This window comes from Nocardia sp. NPDC057663 (assembly GCF_042799895.1).
In the GTDB taxonomy this organism is placed as follows: Bacteria; Actinomycetota; Actinomycetes; order Mycobacteriales; family Mycobacteriaceae; genus Nocardia.
The window spans coordinates 45,847-67,608 of sequence record NZ_JBHVHX010000006.1 but is presented as its reverse complement, the minus strand read 5'-3'; the positions used below and the strand labels follow the sequence as shown (position 1 = coordinate 67,608).

The 21,762-nt window shown below is 68.2% G+C and carries 22 protein-coding genes; 12 read left to right on the top strand and 10 right to left on the bottom strand.

Annotated elements, in window-relative coordinates; all coding sequences use genetic code 11:
• Positions 1-113: 113 nt before the first annotated feature.
• Positions 114-3,143 (top strand): FAD-binding and (Fe-S)-binding domain-containing protein, encoded by a 3,030-nt coding sequence (locus tag ACFVAV_RS15875; protein WP_379035494.1) that lies wholly within the window; start codon positions 114-116, stop codon positions 3,141-3,143.
• A gap of 66 nt (positions 3,144-3,209) precedes the next feature.
• The gene (locus ACFVAV_RS15870) at positions 3,210-4,157 is read left to right on the top strand and encodes a DNA-3-methyladenine glycosylase family protein (RefSeq protein ID WP_379035492.1); all 948 of its coding nucleotides are present in this window, start codon (positions 3,210-3,212) and stop codon (positions 4,155-4,157) included.
• On the opposite strand, the gene ACFVAV_RS15865 is transcribed toward ACFVAV_RS15870, so the two are convergent.
• Positions 4,154-4,360, bottom strand: coding sequence for a hypothetical protein (locus tag ACFVAV_RS15865; RefSeq protein ID WP_378851934.1), 207 nt, complete (start codon positions 4,358-4,360; stop codon positions 4,154-4,156). The genes ACFVAV_RS15870 and ACFVAV_RS15865 overlap by 4 nt on opposite strands.
• A gap of 181 nt (positions 4,361-4,541) precedes the next feature.
• On the opposite strand from ACFVAV_RS15865, the gene ACFVAV_RS15860 reads away from it, so the two are divergent.
• The 4 genes from ACFVAV_RS15860 (at position 4,542) to ACFVAV_RS15845 (ending at position 6,123) form a co-directional block, all read left to right on the top strand.
• On the top strand, positions 4,542-5,459 hold the full coding sequence (locus tag ACFVAV_RS15860) for a helix-turn-helix transcriptional regulator (RefSeq protein WP_229740033.1): 918 nt from the start codon (positions 4,542-4,544) through the stop codon (positions 5,457-5,459).
• Positions 5,456-5,674 (top strand): DUF397 domain-containing protein, encoded by a 219-nt coding sequence (locus ACFVAV_RS15855; RefSeq protein ID WP_379035490.1) that lies wholly within the window; start codon positions 5,456-5,458, stop codon positions 5,672-5,674. Before ACFVAV_RS15860 ends, ACFVAV_RS15855 begins: the two co-directional genes overlap by 4 nt.
• The gene (locus ACFVAV_RS15850) at positions 5,671-5,886 is read left to right on the top strand and encodes a DUF397 domain-containing protein (RefSeq protein ID WP_379035488.1); all 216 of its coding nucleotides are present in this window, start codon (positions 5,671-5,673) and stop codon (positions 5,884-5,886) included. Before ACFVAV_RS15855 ends, ACFVAV_RS15850 begins: the two co-directional genes overlap by 4 nt.
• A gap of 99 nt (positions 5,887-5,985) precedes the next feature.
• A complete protein-coding gene (locus ACFVAV_RS15845) occupies positions 5,986-6,123 on the top strand; it encodes a hypothetical protein (protein WP_379035486.1) in 138 nt (45 codons plus the stop codon).
• Between the two features lie 49 nt (positions 6,124-6,172).
• Here the strand turns inward: ACFVAV_RS15845 and ACFVAV_RS15840 are convergent, their stop codons facing one another.
• The 6 genes from ACFVAV_RS15840 to ACFVAV_RS15815 form a co-directional block, all read right to left on the bottom strand.
• Positions 6,173-6,919 carry a succinate dehydrogenase/fumarate reductase iron-sulfur subunit gene (locus ACFVAV_RS15840; RefSeq protein ID WP_379035484.1) on the bottom strand — a complete coding sequence of 249 codons (747 nt, stop codon included), beginning with the start codon at positions 6,917-6,919 and terminating at the stop codon, positions 6,173-6,175.
• 2 nt (positions 6,920-6,921) lie between these two features.
• Positions 6,922-8,856, bottom strand: a complete 1,935-nt coding sequence (locus tag ACFVAV_RS15835) for a fumarate reductase/succinate dehydrogenase flavoprotein subunit (RefSeq protein ID WP_379035482.1) — start codon at positions 8,854-8,856, stop codon at positions 6,922-6,924.
• Between the two features lie 30 nt (positions 8,857-8,886).
• The gene (locus tag ACFVAV_RS15830; RefSeq protein ID WP_379035480.1) at positions 8,887-9,717 is read right to left on the bottom strand and encodes a hypothetical protein; all 831 of its coding nucleotides are present in this window, start codon (positions 9,715-9,717) and stop codon (positions 8,887-8,889) included.
• Positions 9,718-9,959: 242 nt separating this feature from the next.
• Positions 9,960-10,250 carry a hypothetical protein gene (locus tag ACFVAV_RS15825; protein WP_379035478.1) on the bottom strand — a complete coding sequence of 97 codons (291 nt, stop codon included), beginning with the start codon at positions 10,248-10,250 and terminating at the stop codon, positions 9,960-9,962.
• Positions 10,251-10,442: 192 nt separating this feature from the next.
• On the bottom strand, positions 10,443-11,393 hold the full coding sequence (locus tag ACFVAV_RS15820; protein ID WP_379035476.1) for an alpha/beta fold hydrolase: 951 nt from the start codon (positions 11,391-11,393) through the stop codon (positions 10,443-10,445).
• A gap of 307 nt (positions 11,394-11,700) precedes the next feature.
• Positions 11,701-12,882, bottom strand: a complete 1,182-nt coding sequence (locus tag ACFVAV_RS15815; RefSeq protein WP_379035474.1) for an AAA family ATPase — start codon at positions 12,880-12,882, stop codon at positions 11,701-11,703.
• 107 nt (positions 12,883-12,989) lie between these two features.
• Here ACFVAV_RS15815 and ACFVAV_RS15810 point away from each other — a divergent pair, with 107 nt between their 5' ends.
• The 3 genes from ACFVAV_RS15810 to ACFVAV_RS15800 all read left to right on the top strand — a co-directional run bounded on the left by ACFVAV_RS15810 (position 12,990) and on the right by ACFVAV_RS15800 (position 14,558).
• The gene (locus ACFVAV_RS15810) at positions 12,990-13,271 is read left to right on the top strand and encodes a hypothetical protein (RefSeq protein WP_379035472.1); all 282 of its coding nucleotides are present in this window, start codon (positions 12,990-12,992) and stop codon (positions 13,269-13,271) included.
• Positions 13,272-13,631: 360 nt separating this feature from the next.
• A complete protein-coding gene (locus ACFVAV_RS15805) occupies positions 13,632-14,162 on the top strand; it encodes a C40 family peptidase (protein WP_379035936.1) in 531 nt (176 codons plus the stop codon).
• 3 nt (positions 14,163-14,165) lie between these two features.
• A complete protein-coding gene (locus ACFVAV_RS15800) occupies positions 14,166-14,558 on the top strand; it encodes an RNA-binding S4 domain-containing protein (RefSeq protein ID WP_379035470.1) in 393 nt (130 codons plus the stop codon).
• Here ACFVAV_RS15800 and ACFVAV_RS15795 read toward each other — a convergent pair.
• Together ACFVAV_RS15795 and ACFVAV_RS15790 are read right to left on the bottom strand one after the other, a co-directional pair.
• Positions 14,555-15,685, bottom strand: coding sequence for a cation:proton antiporter (locus tag ACFVAV_RS15795; RefSeq protein WP_379035468.1), 1,131 nt, complete (start codon positions 15,683-15,685; stop codon positions 14,555-14,557). The genes ACFVAV_RS15800 and ACFVAV_RS15795 overlap by 4 nt on opposite strands.
• Entirely contained in the window at positions 15,682-16,071 is a 390-nt protein-coding gene (locus ACFVAV_RS15790) for a hypothetical protein (protein WP_379035466.1), read from the bottom strand. The genes ACFVAV_RS15795 and ACFVAV_RS15790 overlap by 4 nt, the downstream gene beginning before the upstream one ends.
• A 142-nt stretch (positions 16,072-16,213) precedes the next feature.
• Between ACFVAV_RS15790 and ACFVAV_RS15785 the strand changes: the two genes are divergently transcribed.
• Entirely contained in the window at positions 16,214-17,155 is a 942-nt protein-coding gene (locus ACFVAV_RS15785) for an MBL fold metallo-hydrolase (RefSeq protein ID WP_379035464.1), read from the top strand.
• Between the two features lie 35 nt (positions 17,156-17,190).
• Here the strand turns inward: ACFVAV_RS15785 and ACFVAV_RS15780 are convergent, their stop codons facing one another.
• Positions 17,191-18,117, bottom strand: coding sequence for an NAD-dependent epimerase/dehydratase family protein (locus ACFVAV_RS15780; RefSeq protein WP_379035462.1), 927 nt, complete (start codon positions 18,115-18,117; stop codon positions 17,191-17,193).
• Positions 18,118-18,277: 160 nt separating this feature from the next.
• On the opposite strand from ACFVAV_RS15780, the gene ACFVAV_RS15775 reads away from it, so the two are divergent.
• Together ACFVAV_RS15775 and ACFVAV_RS15770 are read left to right on the top strand one after the other, a co-directional pair.
• Positions 18,278-20,653 (top strand): flippase-like domain-containing protein, encoded by a 2,376-nt coding sequence (locus ACFVAV_RS15775; protein ID WP_379035460.1) that lies wholly within the window; start codon positions 18,278-18,280, stop codon positions 20,651-20,653.
• Positions 20,654-20,945: 292 nt separating this feature from the next.
• Complete coding sequence (locus ACFVAV_RS15770; protein WP_379035458.1) at positions 20,946-21,713, top strand: GntR family transcriptional regulator; 768 nt, start codon at positions 20,946-20,948, stop codon at positions 21,711-21,713.
• The last annotated feature ends 49 nt before the right edge of the window (positions 21,714-21,762 follow it).

The window sequence follows — 21,762 nt, the reverse complement described above, 5'->3', positions numbered from 1 at the left end:
GACACTAAAACCTCAACAAAGGTTGACCGCAAATACTTTCCGTGGGCGGCCGGTTCCGCGCACAGCGAAACCGGGCGGGGAATGCCGCCGGCCGCGCCGAATAGGCTGGTCGGGTGGACGAGATCCGGAGTGCGGAGCGGCTGGCCGATGCCCTGCGTGGCAGGGTCACCTGTGCGGTCGACGCCTCGACGCGCCGGCTGGTGGAGTACTCCTCGGACGCCTCCAACTACCGGGTCCGCCCCGCGATGGTCGTGTTTCCCCGCCGCGATTCCGACGTCGCCGCGACAGTGACCTTCGCCCGCGAACACGGGTTGGCGGTGACCGCGCGCGGCGGGGGTACCTCGGTGGCGGGCAATGCGGTCGGCCCCGGCATCGTGCTCGATTTCAGCAGGCACATGCGGGCCATCCGGTCGGTCGATCCCGAGGCGCGCACGGCGCTGGTACAGCCGGGCGTCGTGCTGTCGGACCTGCAACGACGGCTGCGACCCGACGGCCTGCGCTTCGGCCCCGATCCGTCCACCCAGGACCGCTGCACGCTGGGCGGGATGATCGGCAACAACGCCTGTGGGCCGCACGCGCTGGCCTGGGGACGGACTTCCGATACCGTGCGCTCGCTGCGCGTCATCGACGGGACCGCGACGCAGCGCGTGCTCGGCGCGGATCTCGCAGCGGTCCCAGGCCTTTCCGGCTTCACGACTACCAACCTCGCGGTCTTCCGCACCGAACTGGGCAGGTTCGATCGGCAGGCATCCGGCTACGGGCTGGAACATCTACTGCCGGAACGCGGTACATCGATCGCGAAGGCGTTCGTGGGCACCGAGGGCACCTGTGGACTGCTGCTCGAGGCCGAGATCGAGCTCACGCCATTGCCCGCCGCGACCGTGCTGACCGTGCTCGGCTATCCCGATATCGCCACCGCCGCCGACGATGTCGCCGCGGTGACCCGGTGCGCGCCGATCGCGGTGGAGGGTATCGACGCCGGATTGGTCGACCGGGTCCGCGCCCATCGCGGGACGGTGCCCGAGCTGCCGCGCGGCCGCGGGTGGCTGTTCGTCGAAACCGCGGGAGCGAGTGCCGCCGAGGCACTGGCCGCCGCCGAGCGATTGTGCCGGGAAGCGAACGCCGACGACTACCGGATCGTCACCGATCCCGCTGCCACTGCGGCACTCTGGCGCATCCGTGCCGACGGGGCAGGGTTGGCCGGGCGGACACCGGACGGGAAACCGGCGTGGCCCGGCTGGGAGGACGCCGCTGTCCCGCCCGAGCGGCTGGGCACGTACCTCCGTGAATTCGCCTCGCTCACCGGGGAATACGAGGTCGACGGACTGCTGTACGGCCATATCGGTGACGGCTGCATCCACGTCCGCCTCGACTTCCCGATCGCGGACGCGCCACAACAGTTCCGCTCCTTCCTGTTCGAGGCCGCAGAACTGGTTGTGCGCCACGGTGGCTCGCTGTCGGGCGAACACGGCGACGGGCGAGCTCGATCCGAATTGCTCGAGGTGATGTACTCCCCCGCCGCCCGTGCCGCCTTCGCCGGATTCAAGGCCCTGTTCGACCCCGATGACGTGCTGAACCCAGGAGTGCTGGTCGCGCCGAATCCGGTGGACGCCGATCTGCGAGTGGCTGGGCTCCGGCCGCTGGCCCTGGCAGGCGGCTTCGCCCTGGCCGCCGACTCCGGTGATTTGTCCACAGCTGTGCACAGGTGTGTAGGAATCGGCAAGTGCCGCGCCGACACTCGCGGTTCCGGCGGCTTCATGTGCCCGTCCTACCTGGCGACCGCCGACGAGAAGGACACCACACGCGGCCGGGCCAGGGTGCTCCAGGAAGTAGTCCGCGGCGAACTCGACTGGCGCGCACCGGCAGTCGAGGAATCCCTGGACCTGTGCCTGTCGTGCAAGGCCTGTGCATCGGACTGCCCGGCCGGCGTCGACATGGCGACCTACAAATCCGAAGTCCTGCACCGCCGCTACCGCCATCGCCCACGCCCCCTCGACCACTACGTCCTCGGCCAACTCCCCCGCTGGCTCGTTGCCGCACAACGCTTCCCCCGCCTCGCCAACGCCCTGTCCGCGCGCCCCGCGCTCCGGCGAACGGCCATGCGCGCAGCAGGAATCGATCCACGCCGCGAAGCACCCGCCCTGGCGACCACATCGTTCCGCCGAATCTGGCACGACATCGGCGGCAACAACCGCACCGATCCGGCCGCGATCGCCCTGCAACGCACCCCCCACCGCCACCTCCTGCCGAACCTGCCCCCGGATGCCGCAACGCCTGCCGCCACGACTGCGGATGACACGGCTGCAGGTGACGCAGCCGGAGGCCACGCGGCGGAGGGCGGCGCGGCCGCAGGTGACCCAGCTGTGGGCGGCCAGGCGGCGGGTGACGCAGCGGTTGGCGGCGCGGTAGTGGGTGCGGCGGCCGGTCCGCCGGCCGCTACCTGCGGCGAGGTGATGCTGTGGGTCGACACGTTCACCGACACCTTTGCCCCGGACAACGCCGTGGCCGCGACCCTGCTGCTCGAACAGCTCGGCTATCGCGTCCGCGTCCCGGCGGCTCGCGTCTGCTGCGGACTGACCTGGATCACCACCGGACAGCTCGACGGTGCCCGCACCAGACTGCGCGCCACCCTCGACGCCCTGGCCGCGCACGTGGCGGCGGGTGGCCTGGTCGTCGGTCTCGAACCGTCGTGCACCGCCGCACTGCGCGCCGACCTGCCCGAACTACTCCCGGAAGATCCTCGCGCACCACAGGTCGCCGCCGCCGTGCGCACGCTCGCCGAATTCCTGCTCGAGCATCCCGGCTGGCAGCCGCCACGACGCACCGGCGAGACGGTCGTCGTCCAGCCGCACTGCCACCAGCACGCCGTAGGTGGCTTCGCCGCGGAACGCAGGATCCTGGCCGCGATGGGCGTCACCGTCGACGAGCTCGCCGGGTGCTGCGGGCTGGCCGGCAACTTCGGTATGCAGAAAGGCCACTACGACGTCTCGGTGGCCGTCGCCGAGAACGCGCTGCTCCCGGCCCTGCGCACCGCCCCGCCCGGAGCGATATTCCTGGCGGACGGCTTCTCCTGCCGGACGCAGGCGGCCCAGCTGGCAGGCATCTGCGGCGTGCCCTTGGCGTCGTACCTACTCGGCGACTGACGCGACTCAGCTGTCCGGTGCTGGGCATGCGCTGAGCACTCCCCATCGGGCGCGCACAATGGTCAGGTGCGCGATCAGACCCTCGACCCCGGCCTGTCGACGGCCGGGCTGTCCAGGACCGTCCGGTCGACCAGACCGTTCGATGTCGGGTCGACCGTCGTCCCGCTGCGGCGTGGCGGCGGCGATCCGTGTCACCACATCGGCCCCGACGGCGCGCACTGGCACGCCTCGCGGATGCCGAGCGGCGTGGTCACATACCGGCTCACCCAGGATGGCCGCGACGGGGCGCACGCCCGTGCCTGGGGTCCCGGCGCCGAGGAATTCCTGGCCGGTCTGGACCGGATGCTCTGCCTCGAGGAAGACCTCGCCGACTTCGCTCCCACCCATCCCAAGCTGGTCGAAGCGCATCGCGTGGTGCCCGGCCTGCGCATGCTGCGGACCGGGCTGGTGTTCGAGTCGCTGGTGCCTGCGATCCTCGAGCAGAAGGTACACACGAAGTCGTCGTTCGCGTCCTGGCGGAGCCTGGTGCGCGAGTTCGGGACGACGGCGCCGGGCCCGGCGCCCGCCGGGCTGATGGTCGCTCCCGACGCCGAGACCTGGCGGCGCATCCCGTCGTGGAAGTACCACCGGGCCAATGTCGGGCCGCAGCGCGCGCAGACGATCGTGCGCGCCGCCCGGGTGGCCGACTCGATCGAGCGCACCGCGGACCTGCCGCCCACCGAGGCCGCGCAACGGCTGCGCAGCCTGCCCGGCATCGGTGTCTGGACGGTCGCCGAGACGGCGCAACGGGCCTTCGGTGACGCCGACGCCCTCTCGGTCGGCGACTATCACCTGGCCGCGGTGGTCGGCTGGAGCCTGCTCGGCCACCCGATCGACGACGCGGAGATGATCGAGTACCTCGAACCGCTACGCCCGCACCGCTATCGAGCGGTCCGGCTGCTCGCGCTGAGCGGCCAGGCGCACAAACCGAAGTTCGGGCCGCGCACCCCGCTCACCGATCACCGGCACCGCTAACGGATCGCGCGCTGGTCTAGCACGCATCGCCCCGAGTCCACCAGGGTGTCGCGGGCCCGCCTGCGCACCCGGCACTCGTCGACCGTGCAGTCGAGGTGCAATTGCATTGCGGCATGGGCCTGTTCGGCGTCCATCGGACCGGGATCGGTGCCGCAACCCAGCAGTGCAGCGGCAATATGCATGTTCACATCGCTCAATTGCATGAACCAAGCACAGCACGCAACCGTCCGGCTAACGGTCAGTACACGCCGATCGCGATATTTCGCGCGAATTCCCAGCACAAGATCCAAGGGGGGGTGCAGGATTCCCCATAGTGGACGAAATCTACCGCCAGACCGGGACCTATGGGTCGTGGCGGGTTGCGAACACAGGAGGAGTGGGGCTGTGGCAACGAACGCATCGACCGGAACAGGTGGCACGGCGGCGGGGGTCTCCTCGACGCTGCCGCGCCGCCAGCTCGGCCGCTATCTGCGCGATTGGCGAACCCAGGCGGGCCTGACCATCGCCGAGGCTGCCAAGTTGATGGAATGGGGCGCCAGCACACTGCAGCGCCTCGAAAAAGGTCAGGCCGACCGCATTCGGACGATCGACATCCACGAACTCTGCCGGATCTACGGTATCCCCGACGATCTCGCCGAAGGACTGACCGGTCTCGCACAGCAGGCCGCTGTCAAGAGCTGGTGGCACGCCTACGGCGACCTGATTCCCGAAAACTTCGACATCTATGTGGGTTTGGAGGCATCGGCGCATCGGCTGCGCGCTTATCAGTCCGAATTGGTCCTCGGTCTGTTGCAGACGGCCGACTACGCACGGGCGCTGAATCATCTGGGATATCCCAAGGATTCGGTCGACGAACTCGATCGGCGGGTCGCGCTGCGGCTGCAACGGCAGGCGCTGATCACCCGCAAGCATTCGCCGGCCGAGATCGATGTGGTTCTGCACGAATCGGTATTGCATCGCATCGTCGGTGATGCAAAGGTAATGGCTGCGCAGCTGCGACATCTTGCCGACACGAGTACCCGAAGCAATGTGGCGCTGCGTATCCTGCCGTTTGCCGCCGGTGTTCCACTCGGAGTCTCCACCGGACCTTTCACGGTTCTCGAGTTCGGTACCGACAGCAAGGGGCAACCGGTCGAACCGCCGGTGGTGTATGCCGAAGGCTTCACCGGCGATCTCTACCTGGAACGACGCGCGGATGTCAGAAGGTACGACCGGGCTCACGAGTGCCTCCAGCGTCATGCGCTGGATATTCAACCGAGTAGAGACCTGCTGCGGCGGGTCGCGAAGGAGTATGTGGCATGAGTTTCGATCTCGTCGACGCACATTGGTTCAAGAGCAGGCGCAGCGGCGCGGGCAAGGACTGCGTCGAAGTCGCTTTCCTGTACGGCGGACGCGTCGGCGTCCGCGACAGCAAGAACCCGGCAGGCCCCGCGCTGGTCTTCGACGGGCCCAGCTGGGACGCCTTCACCCGCGGCATCGACAACGGCGCGTTCGCCTGCGCACTGGGCGCACGGTGAACAGCAAGCGCACCATCGACACCACCGGCGCCACCTGGCTGCGGGCGGGCACCGCGGGTGAGGGCAGCAGCGTCGAAGTCGCGATGCTGCCGGACGGCTATGTCGCGCTACGCGACGGTAAAAACCCCGACGGGCCGGTGTTGATCTTCACTCCGAGCGAATGGGTCGCGTTCACCGCAGGTGTGCACGACGGTGAGTTCGATCGTCCTTGATCACGTTTGGATCAAGACACGGCGGGTATCCCCTTGGTTATGGACCGAGGGTTGAAGAAAATGCCACCCCGGTACCGGAGGCTGGCGCCTGAGGACGGGGTGGAGCGCCTGATCGTCATACTGCTTTTCGCGGTGTCGTCGATCGGAATCTATGTGCTCACCGGATCGTTTCTCGCGGCGCTGTTCATCGGATTACTGGTCGGATTAGTCGCGGTAGGGACTGTAGCCGTGTTGTAGGTAGCGGTCGCTGCGGGCTTCGCTTATGCGAAACCCGCAGCGCATCCGCCTACCGCCGGAACAGTTTGTTGCCCAGCCAGACAACCGGGTCGTATTGGCGATCGACGACGCGCTCTTTCAACGGAATCAACGCGTTGTCGGTGATCTTGATGTGTTCCGGGCAGACCTCGGTGCAGCATTTGGTGATATTGCAATAGCTCAGACCCGCGTCCTCCTGCGCCATTTCCCGGCGGTCGGCGGTGTCGAGCGGATGCATCTCCAGTTCGGTGATGCGCATCAGATAGCGCGGCCCGGCGAAGGCCTGCTTGTTGTCCTCGTGATCACGCACCACATGACAGGTGTTCTGGCACAGGAAGCACTCGATGCACTTGCGGAACTCCTGTGAGCGCTCCACATCGACCTGCTTCATCCGGTAGTCGCCCGGCGCGAGTCCCGGTGGTGGCGTGAAAGACGGTATCTCCCTGGCCTTCTCGTAATTGAACGAGACGTCGGTGACGAGGTCCTTGATGATCGGGAAGGTGCGCATCGGTGTCACCGTGATCACCTCGTCCTGGGTGAACGTCGACATTCGGGTCATGCACAGCAGTCCCGGCCTGCCGTTCACCTCCGCCGAACACGAACCACATTTGCCCGCTTTGCAATTCCAGCGCACCGCGAGATCGGGCGCCTGGGTGGCCTGCAGGCGATGGATGATGTCGAGCACCACTTCGCCCTCGTTCACCAGCACCGTGAAGTCCTCGAGACCGCCGCCGTCGACGTCACCGCGCCAGACCCGGAACCGGGCGTCGTATCCCATCGCTACGCCTTTCGCTCGACCGAGCCGGCGGCCGGATGTTCGGCCAATTCCTGCTCGGTGTAGTACTTCTCGAGTTCGCTCAGTTCGAACAGGGCGAGCAGGTCGTCGCGCATCGGCGCCTGATCGGCCGGGGTGACCGTGATCCCTGGCAGCTGCTGTCCCGCCGTGGCGGGGTCGATCGCGCAGACCAGGAGTTTGTTGCGCCAGTCCGGGTTCATGCCGGGGTGGTCGTCGCGGGTGTGCCCGCCGCGACTCTCGGTGCGCAGCAGCGCGGCCTCGGCCACGCAGTCGCTGACCAGCAGCATGTTGGCCAGGTCGAGCGCCAGGTGCCAGCCGGGATTGAACTGCCGCTGCCCTTCCACCGTGACGTTGGCGTATCGGGCGCGTAGTTGCGCCAGCTTCTCGATCGCCTCGCGCACCTCGTGTTCCTTGCGGATGATGCCGACGAGTTCGTTCATCGTCTCCTGCAATTCGGAGTGCAGGGTGTACGGGTTCTCGCCGGGACCTGCCGCGGGTGGATCGAACGGTGCCAGTGCGGTTTTCGCGGCCGCCTCGACATCGGCGTCCGCCGGTGCGGGCCGTTCGGTGAGCTGCTGGACGTAGGCCGACGCGCCGAGCCCGGCCCGCCTGCCGAATACCAGCAGGTCCGACAGCGAGTTGCCGCCGAGCCGGTTCGAACCGTGCATGCCGCCGGAACACTCACCGGCGGCGAACAATCCGGGCACCACGGCGGCGCCGCTGTCGGGGTCGACCTCGATGCCGCCCATCACGTAGTGACAGGTCGGGCCGACCTCCATCGGTTCGGCGGTGATGTCGACGTCGGCCAGCTCCTTGAACTGGTGATGCATCGACGGCAGCCTGCGCACGATCTCCGCGGCGGGCATGCGGGAGGCGATATCCAGGTAGACGCCACCGTGTTCGGTGCCGCGCCCGGCCTTGACCTCCTCGTTGATGGCCCTGGCGACCTCGTCGCGGGGGAGCAGGTCGGGGGTGCGGCGCGCGGAATCGTTGTCGCGCAACCACTGATCGGCCTCGGCCTCGGTCTCGGCGTACTGGCCCTTGAACACCGGCGGGATGTAGTCGAACATGAACCGCTTGCCCTCGGAGTTCTTCAGCACGCCACCGTCACCGCGCACGCCCTCGGTGACCAGGATGCCCTTCACGCTCGGCGGCCAGACCATGCCGGTCGGATGGAACTGCAGGAATTCCATGTTGATCAGCGTCGCGCCCGAGCGCAGCGCCAGCGCGTGCCCGTCGCCGGTGTACTCCCAGGAATTCGAGGTCACCTTGTAGGACTTGCCGATGCCGCCGGTGGCGAGCACGATCGCGGGCGCCTTGAACAGGACCAGTCCGCCCGACTCGCGCCAGTACCCGAAGGCGCCGGCGATGCGGCCGTTGTCGGTGAGCAGTTCGGTGATCGTGCACTCGGCGAAGACCTTGATCCTGGCCTCGTAGTCGCCGGTGGCCGCGTGGTCCTCCTGCTGCAGCGACACGATCTTCTGCTGCATGGTGCGGATCAGTTCCAGACCGGTGCGGTCGCCGACGTGAGCCAGGCGCGGGTAGGTGTGGCCGCCGAAGTTGCGCTGACTGATCCGGCCGTCCGGGGTCCGATCGAACAGCGCGCCATAGGTTTCCAGCTCCCACACCCGGTCCGGAGCTTCCCGCGCGTGCAGTTCGGCCATCCGCCAGTTGTTGAGGAACTTGCCACCACGCATGGTGTCCTTGAAATGGGTCTGCCAGTTGTCCTTCTCGTTGGCATTGCCCATCGAGGCCGCGCAACCGCCCTCGGCCATCACGGTGTGCGCCTTGCCGAACAACGACTTACACACCACCGCGACCGAGAGTCCCTGCTCCCTGGCCTCGATGACGGCACGCAAGCCGGCGCCGCCCGCCCCGATCACCACGACGTCGTAGTCGTGCTGTTCCACTTCTGGCATGTCGATGAAGCTCCTCGAGTCGACGCGAAATCAGTTGACGAACCGCAGGTCCGAAATGGTTTGGCTCGCAACCAACATCACGTAGAAGTCGGTGAGCGCGAGGGTGCCGAGGGTGGTCCAGGCCAGCGCCATGTGGCGGGTGTTGAGCTTGGAGACCTGGGTCCAGAACCAATACCGCACCGGATGCGCGGAGAAGTGCTTGAGCCTGCCGCCTGCGATGTGCCTGCACGAGTGGCACGACAGGGTGTAGGCCCACAGCAGGATGACGTTGACCACCAGCACGATGTTGCCGAGGCCGAAGCCGAAACCGCCTGTCTCGCCGTGGAATGCGGTGATCGCGTCGTAGGTGTTGATCAGCGAGACGACGACCGCGACGTAGAAGAAGTAGCGGTGCGAGTTCTGGATGATCAGGGGCAGCCGCGACTCACCGGTGTAGCGCGCGTGCGGTTCGGCGACGGCGCAGGCGGGCGGGGAGAACCACACCGACCGGTAGTAGGCCTTGCGGTAGTAGTAGCAGGTCAGCCGGAAGCCGAGCAGGAACGGCAGCACGACGAAGCCGAGCGGGATCCACATCGGGAGCTCGCCGAAGGGTGTGCCGAAATGGCTCGAACCCGGTGCGCAGGAGTCGCTCAGGCACGGCGAGTAGAACGGCGTCAGATAGTGGTACTGCGGCACCCAATAGGCCGTGCGCACAAACGATCTGACGGTCGCGTAGCCGACGAAGGCGGCCAGGCCGAGTGCGGTGAGCAAGGGTGGCAGCCACCACCGGTCGGTGCGCAGGGTGCGCGCGGCGATGCGGGCTCTCGTCTTGCTGAAGACGCCCGTCCCGGACGGCGGGGTGGTGGTCGGTGCGGCACTCACGGTGGATGCCTCGCTGATCTAGGCCGTGCGGCGGTTGATCATTCCCCACCGCGATGGATTGTGATGTGGAGCACCATACGCCTGTGTTATCGCCGTCCGAGCCGGGTCTCCCTCAACCGCTCACCACCCACCCCGGTGATCTCTGTCACAGCAATGGCTCCCGCTGGGTGGCGACGGGTCTGGACAGGGGTCGGCGCGGCGACCCTGGGTGGCAGGACCGCCGCGCCGGTGAACAGGTCTTGCTACTTGGTTCTCGGCCGGGAGTGGAAGCCGAGCCCCTCGTCCTGCGCGCCCATCCAGGCGGCCTCGTCGGACTTGCTGTCCGGGACGTAGATCGGTTCGGCCCTGCGTGGGGCGACGACCTCCGGCGGTGGCGCCTGCTCGAACTCCTCGGCATCGATGACGAGCCGCTCGAGGTCGTTCTCCAACCTGCGCACGGTGGCCGCGTCGCCATAGTTGGAGCGCAGTGCGCCGATCGATTGCCGGAGTTGGCCGACCGCGTAGCGCAGTTCCGCGATATCGCTGCGTGTCATCGTTACCTCCTGTGTATATGGCGGGCATACCGACTCGTCGGATCACCTGGCACGCCCGTGAACCCCCGGGCCGCACTGCACCGAGCCGTGTGACTCACCACACAACGTGATCTCCACCACAATAACCGAGCTTTTCGGTTTACGCCCGTAGTTGGCCCGGATTACGCGGTTGCCGTCCGGTAACTACCGGGCTCAGCCCGCAGCGGCGTAGTGCCTGCGGACGCCTCCGGCCGCGCGCTCGACCAGCGTGGCGATCGAGTGGGCGACCTCCTCGGCGCACTCGAGGATGACGCTGTGACCCGCGCCCTCGATCCGCACCAGTTCGGCGCCCGCCAGCTGGGAGGCGAGCACCACCGAGTGCGTGAACGGCACCATCAGGTCGGCCGAGCCGGCCAGCACCAAGGTGGGCAGCGCGCTCAGTCGCGGCAGGGTGTGCGCCTCGTCGAAGGTCAGCAGCGAGCTCAGGAAACCCGACATGGTCAGCAGCGGAGTCTCGTTGAGCACCGCGGTCGCGATCGCGGCGACCCGCGGGTTCACCCGCCTTGTCCCCGCGCTCGCCTCCCGGATCAGCGGCCCGAAGATCCAGCGCGAGAAGCGCTTCGACGCCTGCATCACCCGGGGCGCGTGCACGACGGCCCGCTGCAGCGAGGCGACGGTGTGCCGGTTGAGCAACCTGCCGAGGCCGACCTCGGTGATCCCGCCCGCCGCACCGGCGATCAACCCGATCCCGGCGACGCGCTCGCCGATCGCCGCCGGGAACAGCCGGGCGTAGGCCAGCAGCACCATCGCGCCCATCGAATGACCGACCAGCACGACCGGCCCGGTCGGCGCGACCGCGCGCAGCACGGCGTCGAGGTCGGTCGCCAGCTGGTCGATCGTGTAGGTCGTGTGGTGGGCGTGCCCGGATTCGCCGTGGCCGCGGTGGTCGTAGAACACCATCCTGGTCCCGGCGCCCCAGCGCTGGAGCAGCTGTTCGCGCAGGATCGCCCAGGACCCGGTGTGCAGGCAGTGGCCGTGGACGAAGACGACGGTCAGCGTCGCATCGTCGGCGCCGAAGGTGCGGACCGCGATCGGCACGCCGTCATCGGCGGTGACCGTCGCGCGACGGCCTTCGGAAGCGGCGATGGCGAAGGTATTCGACATGACGGCCTCCTGTGTTGATTGGAGCGCTGGCTCGAACCGCCGCCGACGCGGCGGCCCCTCCTCGGGGTCGGGGCGTGGGGTTGGGTCGGGTACCTGGTGTTTCGAATCAGATTTCCGGGTCGTTAGCTCGTGAATCCTCGCGTTATCCAGCTGATGCGCAACCGAATCCGGACGGGCTCCGGCCGTTATCAAGGAGACTCTTCGGCTTTCTAGCGTTATCGCTAGAAATCTGTAGATCGACCTCGAATGCGGCGACGTGAGGGTTGTATCGAGCTATCTAGGCGAAGGGCTAGATAGCCACAGAGGGCTATACGCTCCGGAGATAGCGGCCGAAGTGGGGGACCGTGAAGCCGATCGTGCCGCGTTCGGCCGAGTAGATCAGGCCCTTCTTGATCAGGCCGTCGCGCGCGGGGGAGACCGAGGCGGGCTTGCGGCCGAGCTCGGCGGCCACCGCCGACGTGGCGACCGGGCCGTCGTCGCCGGCGAGGTCGGCCATCGCGCGCATGTACTCGCGTTCGGCGGGCGTGGCGCGCTCATAGCGGGAACCGAAGAAACCGACCGCCAGTTCCTCCTCGGCCGCGGGCGCGGCCACCTCGACGTCCTCGGCGGAGATCGGGCTCTCCGGGGCCTGATCCCAGGCCGCCTTGCCGTAGGCCTGCACGAAATACGGGTAGCCGTCGGCCTTCTGGTACAGCGAGTCGAGGGCGTCCTCGGTGAACTTCACCTCTTCGCGCTCGGCCGGGGCGATCAGGGCGAGGTCGGCCGCCTCCCGGTCGAGCCGATCGATGCGGTGATAACCGAACAGCCGCTCCGAGTAACTCTTGGACGCCGAGAGCACCGCGGGTAGATGCGGCAGGCCCGCGCCGACGACGATCAGCGGCGCGGCGTCCTGGCTGAGCTCGTGGCAGGCGCCGCAGATCGCGGACACGTCGGCCGGGCCCAGATCCTGCATCTCGTCGATGAAGATGCCGATCCCGACGCCGATGTCGGCCGCCAGTGCCGCGGCCTCCTTGAACAGCTCGATCAGGTCGATCTCGATATCGCCGGAATCGGCGCGCCCGGTCACCGCGGGCACGTCGATGCCGGGCTGCCAGCGTTCGCGCATGCCCTTGTCGGCGGTGGCGCGCAGGGCGAAGGCCTTGAGGATGCCGAGGAAGTCGTCGACGTGCTCGGGATTGCGGTGTGCCATCGCGATCGCGCGCACAGCCATGTGCAGCGCGGACGACAGCGGCCTGCGCAGATCCTGATCCGGCCGCGCCTCGATCTTGCCGGTGCCCCAGCTGCGCGAGACGGCGGCCGAGCGAAGCTGGTTGAGCAGCACGGTCTTTCCCACGCCACGCAAACCGGTGAGCATCACGCTGCGCTCCGGCCTGCCCCTGGCGACGCGCTCGAGCACGATGTCGAAGGCGGCGAGTTGCCTGTCGCGCCCGGCCAATTCGGGTGGACGTTGGCCGGCGCCGGGGGCGTAGGGATTGCGCACGGGGTCCATGCCGGACAACCGTAGCGCGGATCGGCAGGGGAATCTCGGTAACTCTGCGCTGTGTCCTAGATACTGCTATCGAACCAGAGACGAGCGAGCCGATCGAACGGAGTGGCATGGCCGAGGAACCCCAGCGTGACGGGCACGGTGAACGCCAGGTGACCTCGGCGACCGAGTTCCTCGACATCGTGCCGCTGCCGCCCGATGCGCACCTGACCGAGTCGATCCGGGTGTACCTGCGCGCTGTCGTCACCGGGGACGGCGATGACGATCCGCAGGCGTTGCCCGCCCTCGCGCTCGCTCCGTTGCTGATCGCCCTCGGCAGGCTGGAAATTGATCTGGCCGACGCGCGCACGCGCATCGCGGAACTGGAGCGAAGGCTCGGACGTCGCGGTTGATAACGAAACCCCGGGGCGGAGATCGAGCCGTTACGCGTGGCGACACGCCGGGGAAACGCGCCTTGTCCTGCGGATTCGCGGAGGCAGGGAAAACAACTTGCGCGCTTCGCTGGACAGCCTGCATCACAGGCCGTAATCTTCTCGTGACTTAGTGGAGTCTGTCGCTTCGTCAGAGAAACGGCGCCATTGAGTCACCGCCGAACAGTCGTCGCGCCAAGCGATTCCGACGACCAGGTGGTGGAGCAGCAAGATCGGAGACTCGTCTCGGTGGGTAAACACAGCTTGCAGCGGGATTCTCGACTGCCGAATTCCGTCAAGGGTGCACTCGTCCTGGGTGCAGTGGCCGCCACGACCGGTGCGATGCCCGCGATTTCGCAGGCCGCCACGATCAACATTCCCGGCCTCGGTAACTTCGATCTGCCGCCGGAGCTCGAGCAGCCCGCGCAGCAGGTGGAGAAGCAGCTTCAGGCGATGGTCGCCCCGCAGGGCCAGGCCGCTCCGCAGCTGCCGAGCGTCAGCTTCGACAACCCCTTCCAGCAGCAGCAGTCGGCGGGCAACGTCGCGCTCGACGCAGCGCGGACCAAGCTCGGCGCGGTCTACAGCTGGGGTGCCGCCGGCCCCTCGAGCTTCGACTGCTCCGGCCTCGTGCAGTGGGCCTACCGCCAGGCCGGTATCGAACTGCCGCGCACCAGCTTCGAACAGTCGCACGTCGGCGCGCCGGTGTCCTTCGACAACCTGCAGGCCGGTGACATCGTCATCACCAACGGTGGCGGCCACGTCGGTATCTACGCCGGCAACGGTCAGCTGCTGAACGCGGTGCAGTCGGGCACCCCGGTGTCCTACACCCACCTCAGCGCCGACGACGTCGTCACGGCTCGCCGTATCGTCTAAGGGGTGACCCCCGCGGAACAACGCTCCGTCACCCAGGCCCGCGTCGACTCGTGGATCTGGGCGGTGCGCTTGTTCAAAACGCGCTCGGCCGCAGCGGAAGCCTGTCGCGCCGGGCACGTGCGTGTCAACGGTGTGACCGTCAAACCGGCGCAGCAGGTGCGGCTCGGTGACGAGATCAGGATCCGGCACGCGGGCATCGAACGCATCGTCGTCGTGGAGCGGATCATCCACAAGCGCGTCGGACCACCGGTCGCCGCGCAGTGCATGATCGACCGCAGCCCGCCGCCACCGCCGAAGGAAGTCCTCGCGTCCATCCCGCAGCGTGAGCGCGGCGCGGGTAGACCGACCAAACGCGAACGCCGCGAAACGGATCGGCTGATGGGCCGATCCGATTAAACCGGCGCTTTCGCCGCCAACCGGCTCGCCGCCACCGTCGCGATCACGATCGTGCACAGGGTGGCCAGCATGATCGCCGAACCCTCGCCCGGCACCAGCACGCCCAGCTGGCTACCCACCGTCACCGCGGCGACCGGCACCCCGATCTGTGCCGCCGCCAGCGCGCCGTGGGTCAGCGGCTGCCCGATGACCCGCGTCGTGCAGTGCACCACGACCGCGCCGACACCGAGCGCCAGCCCGAGCAGGATGAACTGCGGATGCTCCCCGAGTTCACGCAGATCCAGCCGCGCCCCGAGCCAGACGAAGAACAACGGCGCCAGCAGCCCGTCGCTGATCGCGAACACCTGCTTGGCCACCCGGCGCGGTTCACCTACACCGGCCACCGCCAGCCCGGCCGCGAAACCGCCGAGCATGATCGACACGTGCATCGCGCTCGCCACCCCGCACAGCGTGAACACCAGCACCAGACTCACCCGCAGCTCCAGGGTGAACTTGCGCTCCTCGGACACCTCGTGCACCTGCCGCTGCGCGCCCGTCTTCTGCAGATACCGCAGGATCAGGAACATCACGCCCGCACCGGCGGCCACGACCACCGCTCCGACCGCGGCCCGCGCCGCATTGCCCGGGTCGATCACCAGCGGTAATGCCACGATGCAGGCGGTATCGGCGATGGCGATCTGGGCGGTGAGGGCGAGCACCGGCGGTCCGCTCATCCGCATGGAGTCGATGATCGGCAGCGCTATCGCCGCCGAAGACGACGCCATCAGCACCGCGTAGATCGCGCCGTGGCCGATGCCGAAGGCCTGCGCCACCGCCCAGCCCGCGACCGCCGCGACGACGCCGACCAGCGCGGCCCGCACCACCCCGGCGCCGAGCGCGCCGCGCACGGCGGGATCGCGGACCGGAACATGGGTGCCCGCCGCGAACATCACCAGCGCGAAACCCATATCGGCCAGGAAGACGAAGATCGGGTCCTCGGCGTCGAGGATCCCCAATCCCGTGGTGCCGAAGATGATCCCGGCGATCAGTTCGCCCAGAATGACCGGCAGATGCAGCCGTCGCGGCAGGGCCAGCAGCGGCCCGGCGAGCCCGAGCGCGACGACCAGCGCCAGGGTCGTGAAGGTCAAGGCATCGCGGCGATCTTGGCGGGGATCTCCGCGTTCTCGTCGGCAAAATAGAGCGCGCACACCCGGTGGTAGCCGTCGGCGATCAGCATCGGCACATTCTTGCGGCAGTCACCGCGGACCAGCAGGATCGGCGAGAGCTGCTTGCCCTCGTTGATCTTGAGCAGGTCCTTGCGCACGTGCGGGTTGTCGGGCGTGAGCGCTTCGAGCTGGGAGGCGCGCAGGATGTCCTTCGCCTTCTTCACGACCACCGGTGCGCTGCGGAGTTCGGCGACGATCGCCTCGACCACCGCCGCGTCGCCGAGCAGATCGAGATAGTCGGCGGCGGCCGGATAGTCGTGTTCCTCCGGCGTGGCCTTCCATTGCACCTGGACGATTTGGTCTGCCATCGGATGATCATCCGCCGCTGCCGCCGGAGTTAGCGGGACAGTCGCTGGATGTTGTCGTTTGTTTGCGTGATCGGTATGTGCGCACCCGTCTTCGAAAAGTACGTGGTGGTCGGGTTGTTGGCGATCGCCTACGGTGGCAGCTATGGGTGAGCGCAGGCCGATGTTATCGACGCTTCTTGCCTGCTGTGTCGCTGCTGCCGCCACGGTCCCGCGCCTGCTGTGGCCGCGTCCGGCGAACGCCGCTTTTCTGGCCGAGCTCGAGTCGGCCCCGCTGCCCCCGGCGAGCAACACCGTCGAGCTCACCGCGCTGATCCAGGCCGACCTGACCGCGCCGACGGCGATCGTCGCCGAGGGCGTGCGGACGCTGCGGTCGACACCGCTGACCATGGCGACCTTCCTGATCCGGCACCCGTCGGCCACCTTCCTGGTCGACCCGGCGATCTGCGCGGGCGTGCACGAGCGGGTGCTGCCCGAGCTCCCGTTCCCGGTCCCGCTGCTGGTCGCGCCCGAGCAACCGGTGCACGGCCTGAGCGAGATGCTCGCCGCCAACGAGCTGACCGGCGCCGACATCGACTTCGTGCTGCCGACCCACCTGCACTGGGACCACGTCGCCGGGCTGTACGAGCTGCCCGGCTGGGTGCCGATCCGGGTGCCCGACGTCGAATACCGCTGGGCGATGACCGGATCGCACGCCCCGATCGGTGTCGCGCGTGGCCCGCTGCGCGGCCGTGTCTTCGATCTCTACAACCTCGACGGTCCGCCGGTGCTCACCTTCGCCCGCAGCCACGACCTGTTCGGCGACGGTTCCGTGCTGCTGGTCGACCTGGCCGGACACACACCGGGCAGCGTCGGCGTGCTGCTCGCCGTCGACGACGGGTCGCGGGTACTGCTGGCCGGCGACGCGGTGTGGAGCACCCTGCAGGTCGAGCTGCTGCGGGAGAAGGCGCCGATGCCGGGCGAACTGTTCGACGACGACCGCGACGCCGCCTTCGAGACCGTGCACCGATTGCACGCGCTGCCCGAGGGCATCGAGTTGATCCCGGGACACGACCGCGCCGCCGTCACCGCCCGCGCCGCGCGCTGACGCACCGCGGGCATCGAGCGGTGACCGCAGCACCGTCAGCGCGCGGCGAGCCCGTCCGCGACGCTCGCATACCGCGGCCGCCAGCCCAGTTCCTCGTGTGCCAGCGCACTGGAGATCCGCATCGAGGTATCGGACATGAGCGCGCCGATATAGGGCACAGCCAGCCGGATCATCCACGCGGGCAGCCGGACCGGCCGTGGCGTGCCGTGGCTGCGAGCCACCTCGGTGAAGAACTCGCGCCAGGTGATCGGGGTGTCGTCGGCCAGGTTGTACGCCCGCCCCGGCGTGCCGCGTTCGAGCGCGGCGACCGTCGCGGCGGCGGCATCGTCGACGTGGATCCAGCTGTTCACCCCGCCGGAGCCGAGCGGCCCGACCGGGCTGTGCTTGCGCATCATGTCGGCGAACAGATCGCTGAACGCGCCGGGACCGTAGAACAGTCCGTACCGCAACGCGATTCCGTCGATAGGCGCCGCGAACACCTGATTCTCCCCGGCGACGGTCGCGCGCACGACCTCGTCGGCCACGCCGCCGTTGGTCACGCCGAACTGATCGCGCTCGGTCAGCGGCCGGTCGCCGTGGTCGGAATAGCCGTAGCCGAGGATCAGCGATTGGGTGACGAAACGCCCCGCCCCGACCAGCTCGGCGGCCTCGAGCAGATTGGCGGTGCCGACGGTGCGCAGCAGGCCGGTCGGATCGTCGGCCGGAATCCGGCGCTGCACCTTCGCATTGCGCAGGGCGGTCGCCTCGTGGATCACGGCGTCGGCGGAGACGCCGTCGAGCGCGCGCAGCAGCCCGTCGCGGTCGAGTACGTCGGCGGTGACCGGCTCGGCGCCGAGTTCCCGCACGAGCGGATGGGAATCGGGATTACGCACGATGGCCGACACGTGGTGACCGTTCGCGGTCAGCGCGCGGATCAGGGGACGGCCGATGACGCCGGTGGCGCCTGCGAGCAGAACCTGCATGAGAATTCCTTCCGGGCGAGCGAGTGTTTTCCTGCTTCCTGGACGAGGTACGGCCTTGCGATGTGACGGTCTGTGACGGGCTTCACCTGGCCTGCGACGACCGGGACCTTGCCCGATGTCACGGCAGGTCGACGGCGTGTCGGTGTGTATCGTGCGGCTCATGCGAGTCGACGGTCGGGAGATCCCGGTCACGGGAAGTCTCCTGCAGCCGCTGACCCGGCGGACCAGCGACATCATCCGGGTCGTGCTGGCGGCTATCGGGGTCGGTGTGGTGGTCGCGGCCTCGTTGATCACCAGGCCGGAATGGCTGGCGCTGGAACGGTCGGTGTCCTACATCGTCGACTTCCTCAGCCCGGATCAGTCCACCATGGTCTATCTGGTCTACGGCATGCTCATCCTGGCCCTGCCGTTCGCCATCCTCATCGAACTGGTGGTGCGCAGGCAGTGGAAGCTGCTCGCGGGATACGCCGCCGCCGGTCTGCTCGCGGCGCTGGCGCTCTCGATCACCGGGGCGGGCATCTCGACGCCGAAATGGCATCTGCCGGTGCCGGACCGGTTCGACACCTTCCTGGCGCAGTTCCTCGACGATCCCCGCTGGATCGCCATGCTGGCCGCGATGCTCACCGTCTCCAGCCCGTGGCTGCCGGTGCGGCCGCGGCGCTGGATGTGGTTCCTGCTGTTGATGTTCGCGCCGATCCACCTGGTGGTCAGCTCGGTGGTGCCCGCCAGGGCGATGCTCGGCCTGGTGGTCGGCTGGCTGGTCGGCGCGGTGATCGTGTGGCTGGTCGGCACGCCCGCGCTCGAGGTGCCGCTGGAGGCGGCGGTGCGGGTGCTGGCCCGGCGCGGCTATACCGTGCGGGCCTTCCGGGTCGACCGGCCCGCCGGGCGCGGACCGCTGCTGCTCGCGACCGAGGTCGACGGCCCGGAGTCCGAGCTGGTCGTCGAGATGTACGGCAAGAACCAGCGCAGTTTCGGCGCGGTCAGGCAGCTGTGGCGCTGGATCACCTTCCGGTCCAGCGAAACCGCGCCGCTGCACGGTTCGATGCACCGGGCGGTGGAACATCGGGCGCTGCTCGGCATCGCGATCGGCGACGTCGGTATGGCCGACTGCAGGCAGGTCGCCGTGGCGGGCCTGGACCGCGGCTGGATGCTGTACGCGCACACCGTTCCCCATGGCACCGAGATCCGGAAGCTGTCGGCGCAAGTGCTGCCCGGGGTATGGCGTTCGCTGCTGCGGTTGCACGAGCACCAGATCAGCCTCGGTGATCTGCAGCCGGGCAATGTGCGAGTCCACCAGGGCGACACGCTGTTCGGCGGCTTCGCCGCTGCCGAGTTCGGTGCCTCCGAGGCGCAACGGCAGACCGACATCGCCCAGCTGCTGGTCACGACGACCTCGCTGTACGGCAAACACGAAGCGGTGTCGGCGGCGATCGAGGTGCTCGGTGAGAGCGCTGTCGTCACCGCGGCCAGGCGGCTCACGAAATCGGCCATGCCGACCGGCATCCGCAAGTCGGTGCCCGACTGGACCAAGGTGATGGCCACCGCGCGCGAGGAGATTCGCGAGCAGACCGGGCACGACCGCATCCAGTCCGCGCAGCTCACCCGCTTCACCCGCAACCAGATCATCCAGCTGGTGCTGTTGGTCGCGCTGGTCTACGTGGCCTATCCGTTCTTCAGCCAGGTACCGACCTTCTTCAGTCAGCTGCGCACGCTGAACTGGTGGTGGGCGCTGCTCGGCTTGGTGATCACGGCGCTCACCTACGTCGCCGCCGCTGTCGCGCTCGGCGCGTGCGCGGACTGGGTGATCAAGATGCGCTACCTGTTCCTGGAACAGCTGGCCAACACCTTCGTCGCCACGACGACCCCCGCCGGCGTCGGCGGCCTGGCGCTGAGCGTGCGGTTCCTGCAGCAGACAGGTGGCATGACGACCATGCGCGCCACCGCCGCGGTGGCGCTGCAGCAATCGGTGCAGGTGATCACCCACGTCGTGCTGCTGGTCATCTTCAGCGTGGTGGCGGGCACTTCCACCAATCTCGCCCACATCGTGCCCGATGCGACGGTGCTGTACCTGGCCGCAGGCGTCGGTGTCGGGCTGATCGGCGCGTTCATGTTCGTGCCGAAACTGCGCCGCTGGGTGAATCAATCGGTGCGTCCACAGTTGACGGAAGTCCTCGGCGAACTCGCCGACCTGGCTCGCGACCCGATCCGGTTCTCGCTGATCGTCGGCGGCTGCGGTGCGATCACCCTCGGGAAGGCGTTCGCCCTGTGGGTGAGTGTCGAAGCCTTCGGCGGCGGTACGGATTTCGTCGCCGTCACCATCGTCACCATGATCGGCGGCACGCTCGCCTCGGCCGCGCCGACACCCGGTGGCGTCGGCGCGGTCGAGGCGGCGCTGATCGGTGGTCTCGCGGCCTTCGGCGTGCCCGCCGAGATCGCGGTCCCCGCGGTGCTGCTCTACCGCGTCCTGACCTGCTGGATCCCCGTCGCGCTCGGCTGGCCGATCATGCGCTGGCTGGGCGAGAAGGAGATGATCTGAGCCCGCGCGGCCGGAATCGGTTTGCTGGTGTAGTGAATCATGGTGGCGCGCAACGCTGTCTGATCCACTCCAGGTGCTGCGGCGTGGATGTTTCCGGCGGTTGATCCGTCAACTGCAAGATCGCGGGTGAGTTGCCGGTAGATCGCCGATCAAGCCGGTCGGTTGGTTCTCCGCGATGATCGGCCGTCCGACGTGAACCGTCCCACAGCGACAGCGGGTACGTGCGGGGTGGGGATTCAGCGCATAAACTGTCTGGGACGTAGCCGGATGATGACCGAGAGGTGTTGTTTCGATGGGATCCCGGACGGTGGTCGCCGACGTCGCCGACGAGTTGGCACGCCGGGTAGCCACCGGCGAATACCGGCCCGGCGAGCTGATGCCGTCGGTCCGCCAGGTCGCCGACGAGTTCGGGATGAACCGCGCCACCGCGCAACTCACCCTCGGCAGGCTCGAGTCCTACGGCTTCGTCGAAGCCCGTCGCGGCAAAGGATTCACGATTCGCGACGTCAGGGAAGAGGGCGGGATGGATGTCTACCGGCATCTGTTCCGGTTCTCCGTCACCGCGCCGGACGTCGCCGCCGAGATGTTCACCGACATCGTCGAGGTGGAACGTGGCATCGTGCTGGAGGCACTGCTCGGCTACACCGAGGCGGAGAAGGTGCTCGATCCCGCCGAGCTCGCCGCCGCCGTCGACGAGCTGGAGGCGATGGCCCGTCAGTCCGTGCCCGATCACGTGCGCATCATCGACGCCGAGATCGCCCTCGTGCGCAAGCTGCTGGGTGTCCTCGGGATGAGCATGCAACGCGCCGTGCTGAATTCGGTGGCCGATATGGTCGTCGAGGTGCCGGAGGCGATCGCCGCCTACTTCGCGGTGGCACCGGATCTGCACGTGCTCGTCTGGCGGGCGCTGCTGGCGGTGTGGGATGCCGAGTCGGCGCCGACCGAGGCCCAGCTCGCCCTGTTCGAGGACCTGTTCACGCTGTACCACGAGAAGGTGATCGCCCGCTTCGACGAGCTCGTCGGCGCGACGCCCGTCGAATCCACGGCCGCCACCGCCTGACGAACCGGCTCAGCTGTCTGGGTCGGATTTCGGTGCGGTGTGCTGCTAC